Source organism: Acinetobacter sp. Res13-Abat-PEC15-P4-01, from assembly GCF_015676285.1.
Classification (GTDB): Bacteria; Pseudomonadota; Gammaproteobacteria; order Pseudomonadales; family Moraxellaceae; genus Acinetobacter; species Acinetobacter nematophilus.
Genome location: NZ_JADAIN010000037.1, coordinates 109,498 through 131,836 on the forward strand (window position 1 = coordinate 109,498; position 22,339 = coordinate 131,836).

A 22,339-nucleotide genomic window follows, 5' to 3' on the forward strand; every position below is an offset into this window, starting at 1 on the left:
TCCTTAATTCTATCCTCGCTAATATTCAATTCTTTACTTTTTGAATATTGGTCCTAAATATTATTGTGGACAGAAAATTCATTACAATGTTTAAAATATCGGTGAATCAAAAACTTATACTGCGTCATTTAGCAAATGCTGATCTAGTTATTGTCGCATCAACAAAACACTTAAACACAAAAGACATAACCTCGGATATTTCAGGCAGATGGCACGATCAATATGTATTTGATATTTATTTTCCCGTACAGATACCCAATGAGTTCCATGTCCAGCTTTACATTTTTATTTTGCTTTCCATTGTCCTGCAACCTGAATATTGACTTTCTCTCCTACTCCACCAAGTGCCTTTTTCATACCAAAATCACTTCGTTTGATGACCGTTGAAGCGTTAAAGTCCAATAATTTTGGGTCATTGGAATGAGGCTTGATCGTCGCGTTAAATGTCACTGGTTTGGTTACATTGCGCAGTGTTAACTGACCTAAAATTAAATACTGATGATTGGCTAGGGGTTTAAAAGAAGTACTTTTAAAACCCGCGGTGGGATATTTTTCTGCATAGAACAAATCTTGTCCCATCATCATATTTTTTAAAGATGATTTACTGATGCTTAGGCTGTTAACATCCATCACAAATTGGGTCGATGCAACTTGTGGGCGGTCAACATCAAAATCCAATTGCGACTGAAACTTTTGAAATTGTCCTTTAACAATATTGACACCCAATGAGTCAATATGAAAACCGACCTGACTATTTGCACTCAAAGACCAAGTTGTTGCAGATGTGGATAGTGCAAATATCGAACCACTACACAAAGCAATACTCTTTATTGCTGCTGATTTAAAATTCATATACCGTTCCAAATCCTATTTTGCGATTTTGATTCTGTTCTACAGTGTATTGCAGGCGCATCAAAATAGATTAAAGATTAGATTTGTCTTCGGTTTGGTATTTGTATTTTAATTGTTGGTAAATTTCGGTTTTTTGAAATTTTTCTAAAAACTCTGCCGTGCCTAGTGGAAATTCAGCTTGATAAATTTCACCACGGTAATACGCCTCACGTAGCGGCGTTGCGGAAATAGAGCCCACCAAGCTGTCCAACTCGACCATTTCCCATTCTGGAAAGAGCTTTAAATAGTAAGAAGAATCATCTTTAAAATGCCCGATCAGACCAATTTTATCATGCTCTAAGACCACGCCATTGACCAATGTCTTAACCAACTCAACCCACTTGGTATCATTATAAACATCAATCACATGAACAAATTTAATTCGCTTTTGATCTGCAGCCGAGAAATTTGACAAAATCATCTGTTCCCTCTCTGAAGCCAGAAAAGGATTTTTGGTGTTCCGCTCATTTTGTGCCGATCCCAACGCCAAAATCACGAAGTGACTTTGTTGTAATGCAATTTTAATGGTTTGCATGTGCGCTAAATGAAAAGGCTGAAAACGTCCAATATAAACCAGATAATCAAATTTATAAGTCATAAAGCAAATTTTTTATGAACTCATCAGTTGCAACATAAATTCAAATATGCGACATAATGAGAGCATAAAATCCAATTAAATTTTAAAGCAAGGATAGTACGATGACACTCAGTTGTATTCAACAACCGCATCAACATTTAAACGCAAATTTAGAAAATGGTGTACTGACTTTAGCAATTAATCGACCTGAAGCTAAAAATGCCCTGTATGGCGAACTCTATCTGTGGATTGCCAAAGCACTCGATGAAGCAGATCAAGACAGCGATGTACGTGTGGTCATTTTACGTGGTGCCGATGCTGACTTTAGTGCAGGCAATGACATGAAAGACTTTATGGCTTTCATTCAACAACCCCTAGAAGGTAAAGAAGGAGATGGTCCCCCTTTTATTTTACTTAAATCCGCTGCGCGCTTATCCAAACCCTTAATTTGTGCAGTACGCGGTGTTGCAATCGGGATCGGCGTAACGATTCTTTTACATGCAGATTTGGTTTATGCAGACAATACTGCTTTGTTCCAGATTCCGTTTGTTAGCTTAGGGCTATCACCTGAAGGTGCTTCCAGCAAACTTTTAATTCAGCAAGCAGGCTACCACAAGGCAGCTGAACTCTTGTTAACTGCACAAAAATTTAACAGTGAAAAAGCTTTAAATGCTGGGCTGATCAACAGTATTGAAGACGATGTTTATGGTCATGCATTGCATCAAGCTCAAACGCTTGCCGCACTTCCATTAGCTTCAATCAAACAGACCAAAGCATTAATGAAACACAATCTTGAAGAAATTATTCAATGTGTAGATGATGAGGCTGTCATCTTTATGCAACGTGTAAAATCACCAGAAATGGCGGAAGCTGTTGCCGCATTTATGCAAAAGCGGAAGCCAAACTTTTCACAGTTCAACTAATTAATTTCGTTCAAAAACCACTGCATTACAAATATTCAGTGGTTTTTTTTATTTCTGATTCACTAAAATTGTGCCATTCAACACGAAGTAAAAATATTATGTCTCAAGATTCTTCAACCCCCAAAAAACGTTATTACGAACCTGCTCCACAAGATATCGATATTGAAAATTTTCGTAAAGTCATCGAAAGCCGTCGTTCGGTTCGTAAATTCACTGAAAAGCAGATCCCCGCGGAAGTTTTAGATGCATGTTTAGATTTGGCACTTCTTGCACCAAATTCATCTAACTTACAGCCTTGGACTTTCTATGTGGTTCAATCTGAATCAAAAAAGAAACAGCTGGTTAAAGCATGCCTGAATCAATTGTCAGCTAAAACTGCGGCTGAATTAATCGTCTGTGTAGCTCGAATAGACCGTATTGATGAAATGGCGAAAAAAAATCTAAGCGATTTCCCGTTCCCAGAAGCGCCAAGAGCAGTAAAGCAATATTATAAGTTTATCGCCTATAACTATAAAACAGGTTATCTCAATGCACTCGGCAACTTTAAAAAAGTGGCTTTTAAAGTTGCACGAACTTTAGATAAACAGCTTCCTGTCACAGCATTCAACCCTGCGGATGCACAACTTTGGGCGAGTAAAACCACAGCTTTGGCATGTGAAAATCTGGTACTTGCTTTACGCGCTTATGGTTTTGATAGTTGTATGATGGAAGGCTTTGATGAGCCTTTAGTCCGTAAAATTCTCAACTTAGGTCATAAAGAATTTCCAATCATGGTCATCAGTGCGGGCGAACGCGCTGAAGATGGTGTGTTTTTCCCGCAATACCGTTTCGATCGTGATTTATTCATTCGAAAAGTTTGATTTTAAATGTCTAATTATCCGCTTTTTCAAAGAGCGGATGCATTTTGCTTATATTTCAATATCAATCATTTGGATAAATTCAAAAGCAGGTTCTTCATAAGGATGACTGGCTTTCAAAGCTTTTGCCACAGATCTTGCTTTTAGTTCTGGAACGATGGTTTCTACACGCCATTCAGGCAGTTGCTCTAAATGATCTAACTCACCTATAAATGGCGTTGCACCCTTTACCGGTTTAAATTGTCCCATGCCTAAAACTTGCCATGCGCAATGTTCATAGTCTCCGATCCCTCCTGCACCCGCATCAAAAATTGCTTGCTTGGTGATCTCCAAATGGGATTCTGGAACATAATATATAAGTTTAAGCATAGGCACACTCCATATCAAAACTGATTTGTTTGTTTTTAATAGACCATGAGACTATGGTTTAAGGGTAAGGTCATATCCGGTTCTACTCTTGGTTTCGAACGCTTCATCTCGATCAATTTTGTATAAAATTAAGTCCGATAGATAAATATTTTTGGGAGGCTTGATCAATGCTGTGATCTGATTATAAATATAAAACTCCACTTTAGCCTCAGTATCAAATTTGCGTTTATAAAAAACTAAGGCTACTTGATACAGGATGACCAACAGCATGATTGCAAAATATAGATAGCTAAAAAAGACAAAGTCAACAATCAAAGCAAAAAACAACCAGATAAAAAATAAGACTGCAGCCATCACAATGATCATGATCACACATTCAGTCCATCCATGATGTTGACTGAGGGTTGTAGGTTGATCTTCATCTAAGTATAAATACCGCTTTTGGTCATATAAATACCAAATATAATAGCCTTTTTCATCTGGAAATTCTGTTAAAACCACATCAACATTTTGCCCATTCTTGACATAAAACTCATCAAAATAACCATAAATCGGCAAGCCATTTAATGTTGCCCTAACCTCAAAAAATGGATCAGTATCTTTTGCTGACAGAGGAATTTTTTGGGATTGAATATTTCCAATCGTGCCTTTTTGAGCTTGTAATTTAAACCTGAGCACTTGAAATTCTGTCAAATTTTCACTGTTTCGCTCATTGCACATTCTTTCCAGCAATGCTTGGGATTGAATTAAATTATGCTTTTTAGAAATATTCAGTACAAATTCCATAAAATAAAGATCTGGAATAACTTCAAAATATGAGTTTGTCATCCTGAAATATTGGAGTTGTTGTTGTTCTAAACGAGGTAATTGCAGCAATTTAAATACTTGATCTGCATATTGATATGGAGGATTAATTAGACGATGAACAATATAAAAGCAAGTCAGCAGTATAGATAAGCAACAAATACCGAAAACGTATTGGAAAATATCAAAATAATAGATTGTACTGTCCATCACCAATTGATAAATCCCCAATTCCAAAACAAAAATTAAGATGATCCAAAACGTAGAAAACCATATTTTATACAACTGATTTGATAGTTTTTTAGAATTAACCTGATAGATTGCATGATTCAAATACAGCAACCCATTATCTAATTTAAGCACTGCGTCTATTTCATCATGTTTTCCATGAAAAATAATTCTGACATGATCACCTACCTTAAAATAGAAATCACTTTTTAATGGGAATGTATAATTAATTTGGTCAATTACCAAGCGTAATTGTTGAGTATTTTTATCATATGACGTTGTCTCTACCGTTCCTTCGACACAACGCATCGCTAACTTTTCCAAACCTGTGACCTTTATTGTTAAATTTCTATAAATTTGATTGAAAATATCATTAAACTAACCATTTGAATTTAATTCTGAATCAATAAAAAGTCTTATGTATATTGATACCAGCAATATTCTGTTGGGTCTGATCTGCTCTAAACGTAACCGTATAGCGATTTTGAGATTTACCATAATCATAGAGATAAGTGGCTATAACAAAATGCCCTTCTCCGACATAATACTGATTGCCAAATGAAATCCGCTCTTTTTTCAATAAAGGATCATAGTAAGGAATATAACTGGATAACTCTAAAAGCGCTGTTTCATCATTCTGCATCTCTTGATAAGCTTTAGGTTCGAGTAATTTTTCTATTATCGCCAAGTCTTTGTCCCGAATCGCAATATAAAGCGCCTCAGCATTCAGTTCTTCTTGCTCGGTTAAATCGCGTGTTTTTTCTTGCATTTGCTGTTCAAGCTTCTCTACAAATTCCTGCTTTTTTTCATCACCAAGTTTTTTAATTTGATCACACGCACCCAACAGCACAACAATGCTCATCAAAAGAAGTTTATATAGATTTTTCATTATTCAATGTACTCAACAATAACTTTTCTTAATTTTTATCTGATAAAAAGGACGCCTAAGCGCCCTTTTATTTACACACATAATTATTCTTCAGAAGAGCCTTCATCAGATGCAGTTTCACCCTCATCCATGATGGTTTCATCATCGACTAATTTTTCAGAATCAATTAAATCCACCGACTCTAAAACGGCGTCACCCTCGATCGCGTCCAATTGCCCGACAATTTCATCATCGGCTTCGACAGCTTCGACAGCAACCACACCGACCAAGACTTCTTCATTACCTAAACGAATCAAACGTACGCCTTGTGCATTACGCCCTGTTCTTGCGACTTCTGAGGCACGTGTACGAACCAAAGTACCACCATCGGAAATCAGCATTAATTCTTTAGATTCATCAATTGCAACCGCTCCAACCAATTCACCATTACGCTCAGATGTCTTGATGGCAATAACCCCTTTACCACCACGTTTCTTGGTTGGGAAATCATCTACTGGTGTACGTTTACCATAACCATTTTCAGATGCGCAGAGTACTTCACCAGTTTCAGGAACAACAACTAGCGAAACAATACGACTGACAATGTTAGAGTCTGAAGAATCTTCATCATCTGAATCCACATCAGTTTCCGTATCATCTTCAGCCTGAGCTGCCGCCAGGGTAACGCGCATACCACGAACACCTTTCGCAGTACGTCCCATTACACGTGCATCAGTTTCAGAGAAACGAATTGCCTTACCTTCATTTGAGAACAACATAATTTGCTGTTCACCATCGGTAATTGCGACACCAATAAGTGTATCTTCTTCTTTCAACTCAATCGCACGCAAGCCATTTGAACGGACATTACCAAACTGCTCTAGTTCTACACGTTTTACTGTACCTGATGCCGTTGCCATAAATACATAGAAGTTTTTACGCACACTTTCCACACGTTCAGCGAACTCAGCAATCAACTCATCATCCAGATCCGAAGCAGATAACTCCAATCCAATTTCTTTCAGTTGCTTACGTAATGCATCTGATAAATCATCTGGATTTTCACCTAATTCAGCAAATGCAGATTTTAGAGCTTCATAGTGCGAATCGATAATGGTATTTTCACGTAGCTTCGCAACATTTGTGCGCACGAAGCTTCTAAATTCAGTTAAGCGTTCTGTAAATTTCTTCGGTGCATCAATCACTGGAAGAATAGCTGTAATCGTTTCATCAGCATCCAATGGCAGTAAGTTCACCATTGGGCGACCTTTTGCACCACGAGATGCTTGCGGTACTTCAAATACTTTTAAGCGATATACTTTACCAACATTGGTAAAGCACAGCACTGTTGCATGGTTTGAAGTTACAATTAAGTGCTGAATATAATCGTCTTCTTTCATCGTCGTAGCAGACTTACCACGTCCACCACGGCGTTGCGCAGCATAGTCAGACAAAGGTTGAGTTTTTGCATAGCCAGACTTAGAAACAGTCAATACCACTTGTTCTTCAGGAATCAAATCTTCGCGAGAGAAATCGATACGGGATTCAACAATCTCAGTACGACGACCGTCACCATATTGTTGAAGAATCAAAGCCAACTCTTCTTTGATCACACCCATCAACAAATTGAAGTCATTTAAAATTGCAGTAAGTTCAGCAATTTGAGCCAAAATCTCAGAATATTCTGCTTGCAATTTGTCTTGTTCAAGACCTGTTAAACGATGCAAGCGCAATTCTAGAATTGCACCAACCTGAGCTGGAGACAAACGGTAAACCAAACCCTCTAAACCAAATGGACGATTTGGATCTTCACCTTCAATTTCATCCGGGCGAACCGAAATTGCTCCCGCTTTTTCCAGCAACGCAACAACATTGCCACCTGCCCATTCACCCGCAAGTAAACGTTCACGTGCTTCTGTAGGATTTGCAGAAGTTTTAATGGTTTCAATAATTTCATCAATATTGGCTAAAGCAACTGTCAAACCTTCCAAGATATGACCACGTTCACGTGCTTTGCGTAATTCAAACATGGTGCGGCGGGTCACTACTTCTTGACGGTGACGAATAAATGCCGCAACAATATCCTTTAAGTTCATCAATTTAGGCTGACCATTATCGAGGCAGACCATGTTGATGCTGAATGAGTTTTCTAATTGCGTATTGAGGAATAAATTATTGACGATGACTTCAGCATTTTCTCCACGCTTTAAATCAATCGCGATACGCATCCCTTCTTTATCCGATTCATCACGGAGTTCTGAAATTCCTTCAAGTTTTTTCTCTTTAACCAATTCAGCAATACGCTCAATGGTTTTTGCTTTATTGACCTGATAAGGAATTTCAGTAAATACGATTGTGGTGCGACCTGTTTTCTGATCTTCTTCAAAATGATATTTACCGCGAATATGTAAACGCCCCTTACCTGTGCGGTAAGCATCTACAATTCCTGATTTACCATAAATAATCCCTCCCGTAGGAAAGTCTGGACCAGTCACATGTTCCATTAAGCCTTCAACAGAGATATTGGGATTGTTCGCATATGCCAAACAAGCATTGATAACTTCGGTTATGTTGTGTGGCGCCATGTTGGTCGCCATACCCACAGCAATACCTGTTACACCATTGATCAATAAGTTGGGAATACGGGTAGGCATAACTTGAGGGATACGCTCAGATCCATCATAGTTATCTTCCCATTCAACTGTATCTTTCTCTAGGTCAGCCAGCATTTCATGGGTTAATTTGCGCATACGTACTTCGGTATAACGCATTGCTGCTGCACTGTCACCGTCGACAGAACCGAAGTTCCCCTGACCATCAACCAATTGATAACGTAAGCTAAAGTCTTGCGCCATACGAACAATGGTTTCATATACGGCAGAGTCACCATGTGGGTGATATTTACCGATTACATCACCAACAACACGTGCCGATTTTTTATAAGCTTTGTTATAATCATTGCCTAACTCGTGCATAGCGAACAGCACACGACGATGAACCGGCTTTAAGCCGTCTCTCACGTCTGGTAATGCACGAGATACAATAACACTCATGGCATAATCGAGATATGAGCTTTTTAGTTCATCCTCAATGGCAATCGGTCTAGTTTCCGATACGCTCATGCATACTCCTTATTACGAACAGCACTCATTGCTGCTGTTCATTTATATCATCTAGCTAGTCAAAATTTAGCTCAAAAAAAGTTGAGCCAAAATGTAAAATTCAGTCGTACAGTATAGCATAAATTCTATTGCTTTTGTGCCAATCCATCCGTACTATAATCATGATTTTTTGTAGTATTTTTAAGCAAATTTCAGTTTTTTTTGAGATTTAAAAAGCCGGTAAAATCGGCAGTAGAACAACAAAACACTTACCATCAGACACTTCGATATTTAAATCACTGATCTCAGTTATATTTGCTGTATTAAGACCAAATCACTTGTCGCGAAACCCGTCTAACGCCCATCTCTCATTCAACTAATTTTCAAGTGAACTGATGTGACAGGTGACCGGATCCATCATCATTTAATCTGTTAGTCTGTCGTTCTAAATAATTTATAAAATACAAAGACAAAGTGTGTAATGATCATTAAACTCATAAAAAATACAAAATGAAAAATCACATGATGTAAATAAGTCGGCTCATTTAAAACATATTGATCCATCCACATTTGAACATCGGTATCGTCTGCACGATAGATAAATGCCAGATGATAGAGAACAAATCCAATCAAGAGCAATAAAAAACCATATGCCAGCAAGCCCTGCATCCACATAGAATGTTGCATTTTAAAAAATAACGGTAAACCGATCACTAAAGCAAAAAGGCAGACAATAAAAATGTAAATTCTGCCAAACATTGGATGTTCAGTATTTTTGATTGTGCTCATAATAAACTACGATTTAAATGGATCATGATCTAAGTATTGGCAGTCTTTGAGCAAATCATCATCTATTCCAATACTATAACACTTCCACCCTACAATCTTTTTTTGTCGAATTTCGGGTACAGCATAGATCTTTTTTTCTGGTTCCAGTCGAAATAAACCAATGATTGATCCATTTTCACCAACTGCAAAATATTGATAAGTATAATCACTAAAGCCTGTTTCAGTATAGGGTTCTAATTGTTTCAACTGCGTAGGGAGTTTTCCAGTTTTCTGATAATACTTCTCTATATCTTTCTGAAACTCCTGTACGGCACTGTAGCGAGAAAATAACTGATTTTTTATGCTATCTATTTCATTATCAACATTTACGCCTTCAGCAGCTGCCGTTGCAACATCCGTCGCCTCAGCAGCTTCATCTGCATCAGAATGATCGACATTTGCAATACCAATCACTGACATCACGGCGGGAATCACTACACTTGCCACCACACCTAAAACAGCTGGACCAAACATAAAGACTGCTAAAAGTATCCATACAATTTTTAAATTTTTCTTTTTCTTCGGATTCTGTGTACCCTCCCAAGTATCTTTGGCTTTGTCTTGCCAAGAGTCCAAGAAAATCCTAGCCTTCTCTTCGGCAGAAACATTTTTGTCCATAAGGGTTTCTGTCAATGATTTCGGCTGAGGCTGAGGGATTGGTTTTAATTGATTCGGCGTTTTTTTATTTTCCCGGCGTACAGATGCTTCCACATGTGCACTATCAGTAAAGATATTACTCTGCTTGGCATGTTTTAACCGTGTACCGCAAATCCCACATTTCACGGCTTCGTTGATATTTTCAGCATTGCATTTAGGACATTTCATGTTTTTTCTATTTAAAGTTGAATTATTTAATCTGCGTAAAGCTTTAGGTTCAGGTTGGCGTCCAGATTTTTTGATTATTTAGCACGCTGACCAATACCCGCACAGATTACAGAGACTGTTAAAATCTGAAAAGATCAACTGACTATATCACACCCGTCAATAGCATATTAAAATTATTGTCTAGGGCTTGTACAGGATCAAATGATTTCTTTTGTTTCATAAAGCTGATCTGTACGGATATTTTCTGTAATACCCTTGCATAATGTTAAAAATTGAACTGTATTTGCACTTCAATTTTATAAAGCTCAAAATCAGATTTAAAACGATTACCCTAATGATGCTGTATTCTGTTTGCTCAAACCTATGATTTCTGGAGTAGCGTTTTGCAAGGTAGTTGCTATCCAATTTAAAATGTATTGACTACGACTTTTATAATTTCATTTTAAAGTTATGTTTAATTCATTTTTATATTTATAAGCATACAAATTATTTTAAGTACCTTGATATCATAATACTCCCTTCTTATCTATTATAGAAAATAAAGTCATTGAAATTATAAAAAAACGAATGGATGGATTAATTTTCCATTCAATTTTTTTAAAATAAAAATTTTAAATCCAGATAATTTACTTGTATTATATTTATAGATATCAAAGCCATCTGAATATAATTTTTTTCTTATTTAAAGGATACATAATCACTCTGCTGAAAAAATCATACGATAAAATATCTTTCCCTTGATTTATAAAATCATCATAATGAATATATTTTTAATCATATTAAGCTTTTCCTGTTACGTTTAACTTCTAAAATTTAAATAGATTTGCATAGGCATAACCTCTCTTTAGTTCACCGTATTTTTGTACTGCAAACAAAGCCGTGCTTTGTTTATATCTCCCTGTTCAAGATGGTCTATTGTGTATATAAGGATATAAAATTCATTGGGCATAAATTCCCCATATCAAATCTCCTACATGGATCATCAGGCATTTTCACTATGGGTACTGAAGCTGCTTTTTAGCTCAATGGGATAACGGCGGCAATCAACTATTGATCAAATTGCAGTTCTTTAAAATATTTTTGAAAGACATCTATTGAATCTTAAAATTCAAAATAAAGGTTTAATACAAGCGTTTTAAAATCTCAATCATGATGATCTGTTTTATATTGTATTATTTGAATCAATTTAAGAATAAAAAAGCGCTTAGGAAGCCCCAAGCGCTTTTTGAACACTAAATTCTAGAATTAAAGCTTAGACACTAATTCAGGAACTACAGTATTTAAATCACCCACTAACCAGTAATCAGCAACTGCATTGATCGGTGCTTCTTCATCTTTGTTGATCGCAACGATCACTTTAGAATCCTTCATACCTGCCAAGTGCTGAATTGCACCTGAGATACCCACTGCAACATAAAGGTCTGGTGCAACAATCTTACCTGTTTGACCCACCTGCATGTCGTTTGGAACGAAACCAGCATCAACGGCAGCACGTGAAGCACCTTGAGCAGCACCAAGCTTGTCAGCAAGTGGATCAAGTACTTTATGGTAGTTCTCACCAGAACCAACACCACGACCACCAGAAACGACGATACGCGCTGCAGTTAATTCCGGACGTTCTGATTTCACGATTTCTTCAGAAACAAACTTAGAAATACCCGCATCACCTGTAGACGCAACTGTTTCAACAGCAGCAGAACCACCTTCAGCAGCAACTGGATCAAATGCAGTACCGCGGACAGTTGCCACAACAATTGCTTCATCAGATTGAACTGTTGCAATTGCATTCCCTGCATAGATTGGACGTTTGAACGTTTTTGGACCTTCAACAGCAATGATGTCTGTAATCATGCTGACGTCTAAAAGCGCAGCAGCACGTGGCAGAATGTTTTTACCTGTTGTTGTAGAAGCAGCAAGGATATGTGTATAACCTTTACCCAACTCAGCAACAAGTTTCGCAACATTCTCAGCCAATTGATTTGCATAGGCAGCATCATCAGCAAGTAAAACTTTGCTTACGCCAGCAACTTTTGCAGCAGCATCTGCAACGGCTTGAGCACCAGAACCTGCAACCAATACAGTGACATCACCACCGATTTTTTGAGCCGCAGCAACAACGTTTAAAGTTGCACCGTTAAGTGTCTTATTGTCGTGCTCAGCGATAACTAAAATACTCATGATTTTATCCTTCTGTATTAGATCACTTTCGCTTCATTTTTAAGTTTTTCAACAAGCTCATCTACTGACTTCACTTGTACACCAGCTTTACGCTCTGCAGGCGGTTCAACTTTAACTGTTTTAAGTTTAGAAGCTGCTGTAACGCCATAATCTGCAGGAGATTTCGTCTCAAGCGGTTTTTTACGTGCTTTCATGATGTTTGGCAGTGCAGCGTAACGAGGCTCATTCAAACGTAAGTCAGTGGTCACGATCGCAGGTGTGTTTAACTCTACAGTTTGTAAACCACCATCTACTTCACGCGTCACTTGAACTTTGTCGCCATTTACGGTCACTACAGAAGCGAATGTCCCTTGACCTGCACCAAGAAGCGCCCCAAGCATTTGACCAACTTGGTTTGAGTCATCATCAATCGCCTGTTTACCTAAAAGGATCAGTTGTGGCTGTTCTTGTTCAACGACACCTTTCAGAATTTTAGCAACTTCTAAAGCACCAATTTCATCCGTAGTTTCAACCAGGATACCGCGGTCTGCACCCAAAGCCATTGCAGAACGGATTTGTTCTTGTGCTTCTTTAGGACCCACAGAAACAACAACGATTTCTGAAACTGTTCCTTTTTCTTTTAAGCGAACCGCTTCTTCCACTGCGATTTCACAAAATGGGTTAATTGACATTTTAACGTTAGTAAGGTCTACCCCACTATTGTCCGGTTTAACGCGAACTTTAACGTTGGCATCAACCACACGTTTTACAGCAACAAGAGCCTTCATGTAATCCTCGGCTGTTTTAGCAAAAGTAAATGTTAAGAAGCGTTATAATAACGCTTCATTTAAAATTATTTAGGTGTCCTATCTTGCAATGTGATTGGCATTTCGGTCAAGTCACAATTCGCAAAACAGCGCTAAAAAGTCTTAAAAAAGCCTGAACGTACAGTTCACATTTTTTCTAAATGGTTTGATTAAGACGTATAAGAATACTATTTCGACAATATTTATATATTGATAAATAACATTATTTGTATAAATTCTGTATAAATAACCAAAATGATTAAGATAAATTATCAATCAATCAACGGGATGCCGGCATAAATAAATTTACAAATGTTAGCTTTGTCATTTCAGACAGATTCAGCAATTTTACTCACTATGTTTATTCATTAAATTTGTGATTATTTTGACATTAAACTTGTAACAAAATACAAAAAAGATAAAACGGGCATCCTTTTGAATCCCGTCTTATCTTTGTGGCTTTATGAATTGACGATTAACCAAGCCGCTGCAAGGGTCAATAATGTTCCAGAACCCCCATCAATCCATTTTTGATTACGTTCATTGATCTTTTGTTTTTGCGTCATTTTTGCAACAACAAAACTCAAACTGCAATACACCACAAAAATCAAAGCGATGAAAATAAAGGACAATACAAAACCCTGAGTAACCGTATTTCCTGACTTATCAATAAACTGAGGCAAAATTGCAAAATAAATCAACATTCCTTTGGGATTCAGCAAGGCGGTAAAAAAACCTTTATGAATGGGATTCGATACCACTTTTTGCTCAATCTGTATTTGTTTCGTATTAAATACAGACTTCATTAAATGAAAAGCCAGATATAACAAGTAAGCGATTCCCAAGTAACGAATAGTTTCAAACAGAATCGGAAATGACACAATGATTGCTGCAATACCGAGTGCGACCAATATTGAATGAACCAGATATCCTGAACAAACGCCAAGTGTCGCCATCATGCCTGATTTAGCATCTTTACCTATCACTTGTGACAGGATAAATAACATATCGGGTCCTGGTGTGAAAATTAACGGAAGTACCGTCAAGGCAAAAAGTACAAATACAGACATCTCAATTTTCCTTTGTGTCTGGATGAGAGAAGAAAATAGTATCTTCGAAAACGTTTAAAATAGGATTTCAAATATTCTATAATCATCATTATTTTTCAAATTAAATTCTATTTTATGAAAATTTCATCAAAGACAATTCTAATAAAGCTAGATCGTATTGATAAAAATATCATCAGGGCTTTACAGGCCAATGGTCGAATCCAAAATAACGATTTAGCCCGTGAAATTGGCTTATCGCCTTCTTCTTGCCTAAGACGAGTTCGTCTCTTGGAAGATGCTAGAGTTATTCAGAATTACACCACTGTGGTTGATCCACAAAAAATTGGTTTTCAATTGATTTTATTTTCACGCATTTGGCTGTTGGGACAAGATGCCGAAACCATTGATACGTTTATTGAAGCAATGAAAGAGCTTCCACAAGTCATGGAGTGCTATATCATCTTGGGAGAGTGTGACGCGATGTTAAAGGTCGTTGTCCCTGATCTGGAAAGTTACCGTAAATTTCAATCGACCCATCTGACCAAAAAAAATGGAATTACCAGTGTCAAAACAGACGTACCCAGCCAAATCATCAAGCAAAGCTTCCAACTTCCTTTAGAAGATTTATAGTGGGTTATCCATCAATAAATCATTGTTAATTTATTAAACACCATCATGAAAAAATTTAATTCTCCAATTCAGCTAGAAACATCAAGATTAATTCTGAGACAATGGAAACCAAGCGATTTAAAACCTTTTGCGCATTTAAACACTGCGCCAGAAGTCATGCTGTATTTTCCATCAACGTTATCGACACAGCAAAGTGATCTTTTAGCTGAAAAATTTCAAGATTTGATCAGCTGTTATGGTTGGGGGATGTGGGCTGTTGAGCTAAAGGAAAATCAACAATTTATTTGTTTTGTTGGTTTAGCTGACCAACCAGAAAAATTCAGCTTCTCACCTTGTGTTGAAATTGGCTGGCGTCTTGATCGCCACTATTGGAATAAAGGTTACGCGACAGAAGCGGCTCAAGCATGCTTAAAGTTTGCTTTTGAGCAATTGACTTTAGAACAAATTGTTGCTTTTACTGCTGTGTCAAATCAAGCTTCTGAAAAAGTAATGCAGCGATTGGGAATGCATTATGTCTGCTTGTTTAAACACCCTGCTTTAGATCGACAACATGTTTTGGCAGAACATGTGCTTTATCGTATAGTTAATCCACATCTTTAAAAAACCAACAAGCGATGGCTATGAGCCAGCTATATAAATAATAAGCAAACAAGGAGCTCCCCTGCACCATGATTTATGAATTATGCACCGATCGACTGTTGCTTCGACAATGGCAGCCTTCCGATTTAGAAGCATTTGCAAAAATAACCTCTAATCCTGAAGTAATGCAATTTTTTCCCAAAATATTAAATCGACAACAAAGTGATGAATTAGCCAATCAAATCAAATATCTGATTGAGATTAAAGGTTGGGGGCTTTGGGCTGTAGAGCTCTTAGAAACTCAAGAGTTTATTGGCTGTATTGGAATGCATCCACAACCATCAAAATTTGATTTTTCACCATGTATCGAAATTGGATGGCGACTTGATCCCAAATTTTGGAATCGAGGTTATGCAACTGAAGGCGCACACGCCTGTTTAAGATTTGCTTTTGAAGAATTGGGTTTTGAAGAAATTGTCGCTTTTACTGCAAAACATAATCTTGCTTCGCAAAAAGTCATGGAAAAAATCGGAATGCGTTTTTCACATGACTTTTTGCATCCTGATTTTGAAGATCATCACCCACTGCGCGAGGAAAAGTTGTATCGAATTAAAAAACAGGATTTTCAAGACTAAGATATTTTATTTGGTAATGCTTTCCAGAAAATCACGGTGAATATGACTTAAATCAATCAAATCTTGTTTTTCAAGCTCCAGTACCTGCCAAATTTCGATAAAATCTTCTTTTAAATCAATATGGCTCGAAACAGTGTGAGCGGCTTGCCATTGCTGATCGGATATCCATAAATAAGTTTGGTTGGTTTGGGTATTGATTGCTTGGACTTTTCCTTCAGCATTAATTCCCAATACTTTTCCCGCTTCAGGCAAAGTTGCCTCAATTTTGGGTAAGCTAAATTCTACAAAATGCTTAATTTGACGTAAGCCATAGCCCTTAAAAATCTCTTTTTGAGCTTCTGTCAGTTGCTTATATTTTTGTTCAAGTTCGGGGATCATTGAAAGACCTAAATTTTTTACAAAATTGAATCAATAAAAAATGTATTTGATAAATACGAAACTTAGATATACATGAGAGCATTTTTAAAAACAATTATCTATTCGACTTTTTTCTGTGCTAAATGTGTCTAGTCTGTGTACATGTTCTCAATGTATGGGGAGTTTCGATAACTTAGATGGACTTCCATTATCATTCGAACGCTCTGGTGTTTCGCCTCTGATCCGCTTGTATTGAGTCATCTTATAATCAGAATAGTGAATAGATATATTTGCATAAAACAAGTAATGCCTATAGCCATCAAAACTCAACTTATAATCGTTTTTGTTGAGTTTAGCCAATAAATGCTTTAACAAAAATGACTTAAAATTAGAGGATATGGTTGCCTAAAAATCTTAAATTTTATTGATTTTATCCTTAATCGAAACCCTAGATTTCAGGCTCAATGCGCCAATCAGTACTGTAAAAATTATCCAGTTAAACTATAACCCAATAGTTATATTGTTCCCTTTCAACAGCCAGCTTTTTCTCATAAACGGTTTATTTACAAGTTACTTTTTTGCGTACAATAATTTGACAAGCCTTCGCAATCAATTTTCCCTTATTCATCAATTAAATATTGAATTTCACTCAAGTCACATGAATTAAAAAATTATTCAGCGTTATTTTATTCATTTTTATTTTATTTTTGCAGCTGATGCTCTTGGGTGTGCTTGATCATAGACTTGTGCCAAACGATCGAAATCGACATGCGTATAAATTTGAGTCGTGGTCAAATTACTATGCCCTAACATTTCTTGAACCGCTCTTAAGTCACCACTATTAGACAGCATATGACTGGCAAAACAATGTCTCAGCAAGTGAGGATGTAAATCAACATTTACACCTGCTCGTAAGGCTTGATACTTTACACGATTTTCAATTTGTCGAGGTGTAATACTATTGCCCCGTTGAGTAATAAAAACAAAAGCATCAGGACTAAACTCGCCTTGCCAAATTCGATAGACTTTCAACCATTCAAGCAAACTCTGTCTAGCCTTTGAACCGAAAGGAACGACACGGGTTTTATTGCCTTTCCCCGTAATTCTTAATAGATGCCGAGTGAAATCAATATCACGGATTGTTAAACGTTGTATTTCTGCGAGCCGTAAACCACTGGAATAGAGCAACTCAAGAATAGCTTTGTCTCTCATCCATAATTGCTTTTCTATTGGTTTTTCAGGTTCTGCTTGGTCCATGATTCGATTGATGGTTTCAATATCAATCATACCTGGTAAAGGGCGAGGCTGACGTTTCAATTGAAAATCATCAGCAGCATTGATTTCCAGATAACCGCCTTGCTTTGCCCATTTCATAAATTGACGAATCGAAGTCAAATGGCGCTGCAGACTACTGGTTGAAAGCTGATCTTTTTCAACCCGATAAGCCACATATTCACGCAAGTCTGACGCTTCTACTTGTTTTAATTCAAGCTGTCTGTCATAGCAGAAATCAATAAAATTCGATACATCACGGAAGTAAGCATCCAAGGTATGCTCAGATTGATGTTGAATTTTACGCTCTTTCATCCACATGGAGAGTAATTGCATTGCACCAGATTGCATAAGCCCTCCTTATTTAAAGCAATTTTACTGATGGAAAATACAACGAGGATTAGTCCTTCAACAAAGTATTGACCAGACCATCAACCACATCAGCCATTTTATTTAAATTAAGTTTTTCAACTGTATCTTCTTGAGTATGGTAATGCTTATTTCTAAAAAAAGCCGTGTCTGTAATCATAATAGCAGGAATATCGAAGCGCCAATAATTCAAATGATCAGAAAAATCTACGCCTTTGACAAATGACGGTGCAATCAACCTTTGACAATCTAAACGCTTTAGATTTTTCATAGCCTTACAATATTTCTCCCCTATCGCACGTGAATTAAAATTACTGACGGCACCAATAAAATTTGCATGTTTTGGATAAAATGGCGCTAATCCTGATGGGTAATCTTGCACATTTTTATGATCGAAATACCCTATCATTTCTAAAATATAAACCGCTTGAATGAGATCTTTCTGTTTTAATATCGATTGGGCGTGAATATAGCTGCCCATGTGTTCCGTACGGAAATAAGGAGGTTCTTCAAGTGTATAGAAAACAAAATCTACATTCTGCTTTAACTGCCTCCGGTTTGTTGCCAAAATTCGTGCTGTTTCAATCAATCCCGCTACACCAGAAGCATTATCATCCGCACCTTTGAAATTTCCATACACATCATAATGCGCGCCAAGAATCACTTTTTGGGCGTGCCCCATTTGCAAGTGACAAATAACATTACGGTAGTTTTTACCATCAACGAAATAGGGCTGATATTCACAAGGAATTGAAAATTGCTCAACTTGTTGCTTAATAAATGCAGCAACTCGATCGAGCTCTCGAACATTTTGATAGTTTCTAAAAGCCTGAGGATGAATCACCTGCTTTAAATAGCTGTTCAGCCGCTCAGGTTCAGCTTGCTGAATATTGAGTAGTTGAGCTGCCATAGCGCCTATTGGAAACGCCAAGCTCAGCACAAGCATCGGGATAATTTGTTTTAAAATTCTGATCATTAGACAATGCATCAACATAAATAAGCTCAATAAACAGTTTTGCTATACACATCATTAAAAAAACAGCAATCGGGAAAAACAGTTTTTGTTGTATGCCTGAGAATAACCAATATCAAGTTATAATAGCGTAATTACCACGTTTGAAATTGTTAATATGAAAATCCGTATTCTGACTATTGGTCAAAAAATGCCAGCCTGGGTACTGACTGGTTTTGAAGATTATTTCAAAAGAATTCAACCTTTTGTACAGACTCAGATTATTGAATTGCCTATGGCTAAACGTGGCAAAAATGATTCAGAAGCAGATATTTTAAAATATCGTCAAATTGAAGGTGACAGTATCCTGAGTCAACTCAAACAAGGTGAAACATTAATCGCACTTGAGGTTGGCGGTCGTGAATTCAGTACAGAAAAACTGGCTGAAACCATGAAAGGTTGGATGTTAGAAGGTAATGATGTGGTACTCGCAATTGGTGGACCCGATGGTCATTCTGAAGCAGTTCGCAAAGCAGCAGCGTGGCATTGGTCGCTTTCCAAGCTAACTCTCCCCCATCCATTGGTACGCGTCATGTTAATCGAACAGCTGTATCGTGCGATGAGTATCAATCATAATCATCCTTATCATCGTGCAGGCTAACCTTAGAGATCACGATTGATACTCCTAGAGAGTTTGTCATATGCAGTTTCAGTTTGAGTAAAGATGTTGTATTCATGCAACAGGATCTTGAAGTAGAACTCTGACGCCCAATGATTCATTGAGTTAGAATGAACTTCCGATTTATTCAACGATCATTAGGCGCAAAGATATGAACTTACAAACACTTCCCGGTTTATTTATCTCCCATGGTTCGCCCATGCTTGCACTTGATCCCGAACAAGTCGGTCCTGCTTTACATCGGCTTGCCCTCAACCTCCCTATACCACAAGCAATCATCGTGATGTCGGCACATTGGGAAAGCAATGCACTTGAAGTGAATACGGGCGTGCGACCAGAAACATGGCATGATTTTAGAGGCTTTCCTCAAGCACTGTATGATATTCGCTATCCTGCACCGGGAAACCCGGAGCTCGCCGAAGAAATTTTGCATTTACTTGCTGAGGCGCAGATCCCAGCGCATGCGAATAGTACTCGTCCTCGTGATCATGGCGTATGGATGCCTCTGTTACATATGTATCCAGATGCTGACATTGCCGTGATTGAAATTTCCTTACCGATGACCATGAATGCTGATCAAATTTATGCCATTGGTCAGTCCCTTCTTCCATTACGTGAAAAGCAAATTTTACTGATAGGCTCAGGTAGCATTACCCACAATTTAAGAGAATTGTCATGGCATGAAAAAGATCATCATGTTCCTGAATGGGCTTCAAGCTTTAGGAACTATGTGGTCAGTAAATTAAATCACAGTGATTATGATGCAGTCTTGCAATGGGATTCTTTACCCTATATCCAAAAAAATCATCCAACACTTGAACATTTTGCACCTTTATTTTTTGCAATGGGAACTGGGCATCGGTTTAGCATTGTACACAGCAGTTTCTCCATGGGCGCATTAGGTATGGACATTTATCGCTTCGACTAAATTGCTGAATGGGCTCAAATTGACTACAATTAATAACAATTTGTTAAGTATTGTTTAATTTTAAGTTATATGGATACATTTTGAAACTGAACTAATAAACTGTCTCCATATCTTTTTATGGACAATGCTTTATCCTATGCCTAGTTTTAATAACGTGAATAGAATATGAAATTCAAATATTTAGCTTTAGCCGTACTTCCTTTAGCGCTTGCTGCTTGTCAATCGGGTGATATTCAAAAATTAGGTGATACCGCTGTGAAAGTATTACAACAACAAGGTACTGCACAACAAACTTTGGATGCTTATCAGTGGTCATACCAACCAGCTGAAACTAAACAACCGATCGTGCTTAACTTTGCTGATCAACGCTTAAGTGTTGCGACTGGCTGTAACCGTTTGATGACAAGTGCAAAAGTTGAAAATGGTTTGCTTGTTACAGGTAATATTGCATCAACCAATATGATGTGTTCACCTGAATTAATGAAGCAGGAAAGCTTTGCTGCTTCATTGTTCCAAGCAGGTAAAACAGCATTCGTACTGGATACAGCCAATACTGAAAGCCCAACTTTAACCTTGTTGAATGCTACAGGTGGTAAGGTTGTGTTTACAGGGAAAATGACACCTGAAACCAAATATCAAAGCCAAGGCGAAACCATTTTCTTAGAAATTGCTCCAGAAACTAAAGAGTGTTCTGCTGGCGTGATGAAAATGCAATGTCTTCAAGTACGTGAAATCAAATATGCTGACAACGGTGTAAAAACTCAGGTAGACAAAGATTGGACATATTTCTATGACCAAATCGAAGGCTTTACACATAACCCAGGTGAACGTCAAGTTGTACGTTTAAAGCGTTATGAAATTAAAAACCCTGCTGCTGATCAGTCCAAATATGCTTATGTACAAGACATGATTATTGAGCGTGAAACTGTAAAATAATTTGATTTGATAAAAAGCTGAAGTTTAACTTCAGCTTTTTTTGCGTCAAATGTTTTGACTTAATATCCAACATTGTTAATGATTTAAAACTATTCAACTGTCTGATGCGTTATTAAAAAAAATCTAAAATTTCTCACCATTTTAATAGATCGTTCAACTGACAGACCAATAACTCATTCAGGCTCATGCAGATCTAGCTTCGTGTTGAATAACTACTGTTCAACCCAATATTTGGTAAATATGATGAATTATAAATTAAGTCTTGTGCTGCTTTGCCCATTATTGATGTCTGCATGCACCAAAGACCCTTCAACGCAATCAACAACTTCCATTAAAAATCAGACTATGCAAGTGCATAGTACTTCGAGTCAACCCAAGATCATTGTTTTAGAAGTTGCTCCGGAGACCAAGCCATGTGAAGGCGTCGCACCTCAAACCTGTCTATTAGTGCGTGAATTAACCCTAAATCCAGCTGGAGAAAAAATATATATCGAAAAACAACCGAGCTATTTCTATGAGAGTATTGATGGTTTTACACACGATCCTCAATCAACGCAAATTATTAAAGTAAAACGTAGCGAAATTTTGCATCCAGCAGCAGATCAATCTCAATTTCAGTATACACTTGATTCAATTATTGAAACTACAGCCAAGCCTTAAACACGTATTGTATCTTGAGCAAATAAAAACCGAGCTAATCACTTAACTCGGTAGAATAA

The 22,339-nt window shown here is 37.3% G+C and carries 22 protein-coding genes and 1 pseudogene; 9 read left to right on the forward strand and 14 right to left on the reverse strand.

The window, feature by feature from the left end; genetic code table 11:
• Positions 1–285: 285 nt before the first annotated feature.
• Together IMO47_RS13300 and IMO47_RS13305 are read right to left on the reverse strand one after the other, a co-directional pair.
• Positions 286–852 (reverse strand): YceI family protein, encoded by a 567-nt coding sequence (locus IMO47_RS13300; protein WP_196075880.1) that lies wholly within the window; start codon positions 850–852, stop codon positions 286–288.
• A gap of 70 nt (positions 853–922) precedes the next feature.
• Positions 923–1,496: pseudogene (locus tag IMO47_RS13305) on the reverse strand (nicotinate-nicotinamide nucleotide adenylyltransferase).
• 94 nt (positions 1,497–1,590) lie between these two features.
• Here IMO47_RS13305 and IMO47_RS13310 point away from each other — a divergent pair.
• Both IMO47_RS13310 and IMO47_RS13315 read left to right on the forward strand, forming a co-directional pair.
• A complete protein-coding gene (locus tag IMO47_RS13310; protein ID WP_196075878.1) occupies positions 1,591–2,391 on the forward strand; it encodes an enoyl-CoA hydratase in 801 nt (266 codons plus the stop codon).
• A 98-nt stretch (positions 2,392–2,489) separates the two neighbouring features.
• Entirely contained in the window at positions 2,490–3,251 is a 762-nt protein-coding gene (locus IMO47_RS13315; protein ID WP_196075877.1) for a nitroreductase family protein, read from the forward strand.
• A 48-nt stretch (positions 3,252–3,299) separates the two neighbouring features.
• Here the strand turns inward: IMO47_RS13315 and IMO47_RS13320 are convergent, their stop codons facing one another.
• The 9 genes from IMO47_RS13320 to IMO47_RS13360 all read right to left on the reverse strand — a co-directional run bounded on the left by IMO47_RS13320 (position 3,300) and on the right by IMO47_RS13360 (position 14,304).
• A complete protein-coding gene (locus tag IMO47_RS13320; RefSeq protein WP_196075876.1) occupies positions 3,300–3,617 on the reverse strand; it encodes an NGG1p interacting factor NIF3 in 318 nt (105 codons plus the stop codon).
• 51 nt (positions 3,618–3,668) lie between these two features.
• Complete coding sequence (locus IMO47_RS13325) at positions 3,669–4,973, reverse strand: hypothetical protein (RefSeq protein WP_227552149.1); 1,305 nt, start codon at positions 4,971–4,973, stop codon at positions 3,669–3,671.
• 79 nt (positions 4,974–5,052) lie between these two features.
• Positions 5,053–5,538, reverse strand: a complete 486-nt coding sequence (locus tag IMO47_RS13330) for a hypothetical protein (RefSeq protein WP_196075875.1) — start codon at positions 5,536–5,538, stop codon at positions 5,053–5,055.
• Positions 5,539–5,621: 83 nt separating this feature from the next.
• Positions 5,622–8,639: a DNA gyrase subunit A gene (gene gyrA / locus IMO47_RS13335; protein ID WP_196075874.1), complete on the reverse strand. Its 3,018-nt coding sequence runs from the start codon at positions 8,637–8,639 to the stop codon at positions 5,622–5,624.
• Between the two features lie 411 nt (positions 8,640–9,050).
• Entirely contained in the window at positions 9,051–9,407 is a 357-nt protein-coding gene (locus IMO47_RS13340) for a hypothetical protein (protein ID WP_196075873.1), read from the reverse strand.
• A 6-nt stretch (positions 9,408–9,413) separates the two neighbouring features.
• Positions 9,414–10,271: a zinc ribbon domain-containing protein gene (locus tag IMO47_RS13345; protein ID WP_196075872.1), complete on the reverse strand. Its 858-nt coding sequence runs from the start codon at positions 10,269–10,271 to the stop codon at positions 9,414–9,416.
• 1,245 nt (positions 10,272–11,516) lie between these two features.
• Positions 11,517–12,449, reverse strand: a complete 933-nt coding sequence (locus IMO47_RS13350) for an FAD-binding protein (RefSeq protein ID WP_196075007.1) — start codon at positions 12,447–12,449, stop codon at positions 11,517–11,519.
• Positions 12,450–12,466: 17 nt separating this feature from the next.
• Positions 12,467–13,216, reverse strand: a complete 750-nt coding sequence (locus tag IMO47_RS13355; RefSeq protein WP_196075006.1) for an electron transfer flavoprotein subunit beta/FixA family protein — start codon at positions 13,214–13,216, stop codon at positions 12,467–12,469.
• A 479-nt stretch (positions 13,217–13,695) separates the two neighbouring features.
• A complete protein-coding gene (locus IMO47_RS13360) occupies positions 13,696–14,304 on the reverse strand; it encodes a LysE family translocator (protein WP_196076572.1) in 609 nt (202 codons plus the stop codon).
• Between the two features lie 114 nt (positions 14,305–14,418).
• Here IMO47_RS13360 and IMO47_RS13365 point away from each other — a divergent pair, with 114 nt between their 5' ends.
• The 3 genes from IMO47_RS13365 to IMO47_RS13375 all read left to right on the forward strand — a co-directional run bounded on the left by IMO47_RS13365 (position 14,419) and on the right by IMO47_RS13375 (position 16,127).
• Positions 14,419–14,913 carry an Lrp/AsnC family transcriptional regulator gene (locus IMO47_RS13365; protein WP_196076573.1) on the forward strand — a complete coding sequence of 165 codons (495 nt, stop codon included), beginning with the start codon at positions 14,419–14,421 and terminating at the stop codon, positions 14,911–14,913.
• 45 nt (positions 14,914–14,958) lie between these two features.
• Positions 14,959–15,513: a GNAT family N-acetyltransferase gene (locus IMO47_RS13370; protein ID WP_196076574.1), complete on the forward strand. Its 555-nt coding sequence runs from the start codon at positions 14,959–14,961 to the stop codon at positions 15,511–15,513.
• 68 nt (positions 15,514–15,581) lie between these two features.
• Positions 15,582–16,127: a GNAT family N-acetyltransferase gene (locus IMO47_RS13375; protein ID WP_196076575.1), complete on the forward strand. Its 546-nt coding sequence runs from the start codon at positions 15,582–15,584 to the stop codon at positions 16,125–16,127.
• A gap of 6 nt (positions 16,128–16,133) precedes the next feature.
• Here IMO47_RS13375 and IMO47_RS13380 read toward each other — a convergent pair whose 3' ends face one another.
• The 3 genes from IMO47_RS13380 to IMO47_RS13390 form a co-directional block, all read right to left on the reverse strand.
• The gene (locus tag IMO47_RS13380; RefSeq protein WP_196076576.1) at positions 16,134–16,505 is read right to left on the reverse strand and encodes a hypothetical protein; all 372 of its coding nucleotides are present in this window, start codon (positions 16,503–16,505) and stop codon (positions 16,134–16,136) included.
• A 675-nt stretch (positions 16,506–17,180) separates the two neighbouring features.
• Complete coding sequence (locus tag IMO47_RS13385) at positions 17,181–18,077, reverse strand: tyrosine recombinase XerC (protein ID WP_196075686.1); 897 nt, start codon at positions 18,075–18,077, stop codon at positions 17,181–17,183.
• Positions 18,078–18,156: 79 nt separating this feature from the next.
• A complete protein-coding gene (locus tag IMO47_RS13390; RefSeq protein ID WP_227552153.1) occupies positions 18,157–19,071 on the reverse strand; it encodes a M28 family peptidase in 915 nt (304 codons plus the stop codon).
• A gap of 184 nt (positions 19,072–19,255) precedes the next feature.
• Between IMO47_RS13390 and rlmH the strand changes: the two genes are divergently transcribed.
• The 4 genes from rlmH (at position 19,256) to IMO47_RS13410 (ending at position 22,280) form a co-directional block, all read left to right on the forward strand.
• A complete protein-coding gene (gene rlmH, locus IMO47_RS13395; RefSeq protein WP_196075682.1) occupies positions 19,256–19,738 on the forward strand; it encodes a 23S rRNA (pseudouridine(1915)-N(3))-methyltransferase RlmH in 483 nt (160 codons plus the stop codon).
• Positions 19,739–19,907: 169 nt separating this feature from the next.
• Positions 19,908–20,684 carry a class III extradiol ring-cleavage dioxygenase gene (locus IMO47_RS13400; protein WP_196075681.1) on the forward strand — a complete coding sequence of 259 codons (777 nt, stop codon included), beginning with the start codon at positions 19,908–19,910 and terminating at the stop codon, positions 20,682–20,684.
• A gap of 165 nt (positions 20,685–20,849) precedes the next feature.
• Positions 20,850–21,620 carry an META and DUF4377 domain-containing protein gene (locus IMO47_RS13405; RefSeq protein ID WP_196075680.1) on the forward strand — a complete coding sequence of 257 codons (771 nt, stop codon included), beginning with the start codon at positions 20,850–20,852 and terminating at the stop codon, positions 21,618–21,620.
• Between the two features lie 243 nt (positions 21,621–21,863).
• Positions 21,864–22,280, forward strand: a complete 417-nt coding sequence (locus IMO47_RS13410) for a DUF4377 domain-containing protein (protein ID WP_196075679.1) — start codon at positions 21,864–21,866, stop codon at positions 22,278–22,280.
• Positions 22,281–22,339: the final 59 nt, after the last annotated feature.

What these genes read in the sequence shown, in the direction of transcription:
- IMO47_RS13345 (WP_196075872.1), bottom strand. Translation starts at nt 10,271, where the DNA reads ATGAAATGTCCTAAATGCAATGCTGAAAATATCAACGAAGCCGTGAAA.
- IMO47_RS13410 (WP_196075679.1), top strand. Translation starts at nt 21,864, where the DNA reads ATGAATTATAAATTAAGTCTTGTGCTGCTTTGCCCATTATTGATGTCT.
- rlmH (WP_196075682.1), top strand. Translation starts at nt 19,256, where the DNA reads ATGAAAATCCGTATTCTGACTATTGGTCAAAAAATGCCAGCCTGGGTA.
- IMO47_RS13375 (WP_196076575.1), top strand. Translation starts at nt 15,582, where the DNA reads ATGATTTATGAATTATGCACCGATCGACTGTTGCTTCGACAATGGCAG.
- IMO47_RS13400 (WP_196075681.1), top strand. Translation starts at nt 19,908, where the DNA reads ATGAACTTACAAACACTTCCCGGTTTATTTATCTCCCATGGTTCGCCC.
- IMO47_RS13350 (WP_196075007.1), bottom strand. Translation starts at nt 12,449, where the DNA reads ATGAGTATTTTAGTTATCGCTGAGCACGACAATAAGACACTTAACGGT.
- IMO47_RS13340 (WP_196075873.1), bottom strand. Translation starts at nt 9,407, where the DNA reads ATGAGCACAATCAAAAATACTGAACATCCAATGTTTGGCAGAATTTAC.
- IMO47_RS13300 (WP_196075880.1), bottom strand. Translation starts at nt 852, where the DNA reads ATGAATTTTAAATCAGCAGCAATAAAGAGTATTGCTTTGTGTAGTGGT.
- IMO47_RS13360 (WP_196076572.1), bottom strand. Translation starts at nt 14,304, where the DNA reads ATGTCTGTATTTGTACTTTTTGCCTTGACGGTACTTCCGTTAATTTTC.
- IMO47_RS13330 (WP_196075875.1), bottom strand. Translation starts at nt 5,538, where the DNA reads ATGAAAAATCTATATAAACTTCTTTTGATGAGCATTGTTGTGCTGTTG.
- IMO47_RS13405 (WP_196075680.1), top strand. Translation starts at nt 20,850, where the DNA reads ATGAAATTCAAATATTTAGCTTTAGCCGTACTTCCTTTAGCGCTTGCT.
- IMO47_RS13370 (WP_196076574.1), top strand. Translation starts at nt 14,959, where the DNA reads ATGAAAAAATTTAATTCTCCAATTCAGCTAGAAACATCAAGATTAATT.
- IMO47_RS13365 (WP_196076573.1), top strand. Translation starts at nt 14,419, where the DNA reads ATGAAAATTTCATCAAAGACAATTCTAATAAAGCTAGATCGTATTGAT.
- IMO47_RS13355 (WP_196075006.1), bottom strand. Translation starts at nt 13,216, where the DNA reads ATGAAGGCTCTTGTTGCTGTAAAACGTGTGGTTGATGCCAACGTTAAA.
- IMO47_RS13310 (WP_196075878.1), top strand. Translation starts at nt 1,591, where the DNA reads ATGACACTCAGTTGTATTCAACAACCGCATCAACATTTAAACGCAAAT.
- IMO47_RS13385 (WP_196075686.1), bottom strand. Translation starts at nt 18,077, where the DNA reads ATGTGGATGAAAGAGCGTAAAATTCAACATCAATCTGAGCATACCTTG.
- gyrA (WP_196075874.1), bottom strand. Translation starts at nt 8,639, where the DNA reads ATGAGCGTATCGGAAACTAGACCGATTGCCATTGAGGATGAACTAAAA.
- IMO47_RS13380 (WP_196076576.1), bottom strand. Translation starts at nt 16,505, where the DNA reads ATGATCCCCGAACTTGAACAAAAATATAAGCAACTGACAGAAGCTCAA.
- IMO47_RS13315 (WP_196075877.1), top strand. Translation starts at nt 2,490, where the DNA reads ATGTCTCAAGATTCTTCAACCCCCAAAAAACGTTATTACGAACCTGCT.
- IMO47_RS13390 (WP_227552153.1), bottom strand. Translation starts at nt 19,071, where the DNA reads ATGCTTGTGCTGAGCTTGGCGTTTCCAATAGGCGCTATGGCAGCTCAA.
- IMO47_RS13320 (WP_196075876.1), bottom strand. Translation starts at nt 3,617, where the DNA reads ATGCTTAAACTTATATATTATGTTCCAGAATCCCATTTGGAGATCACC.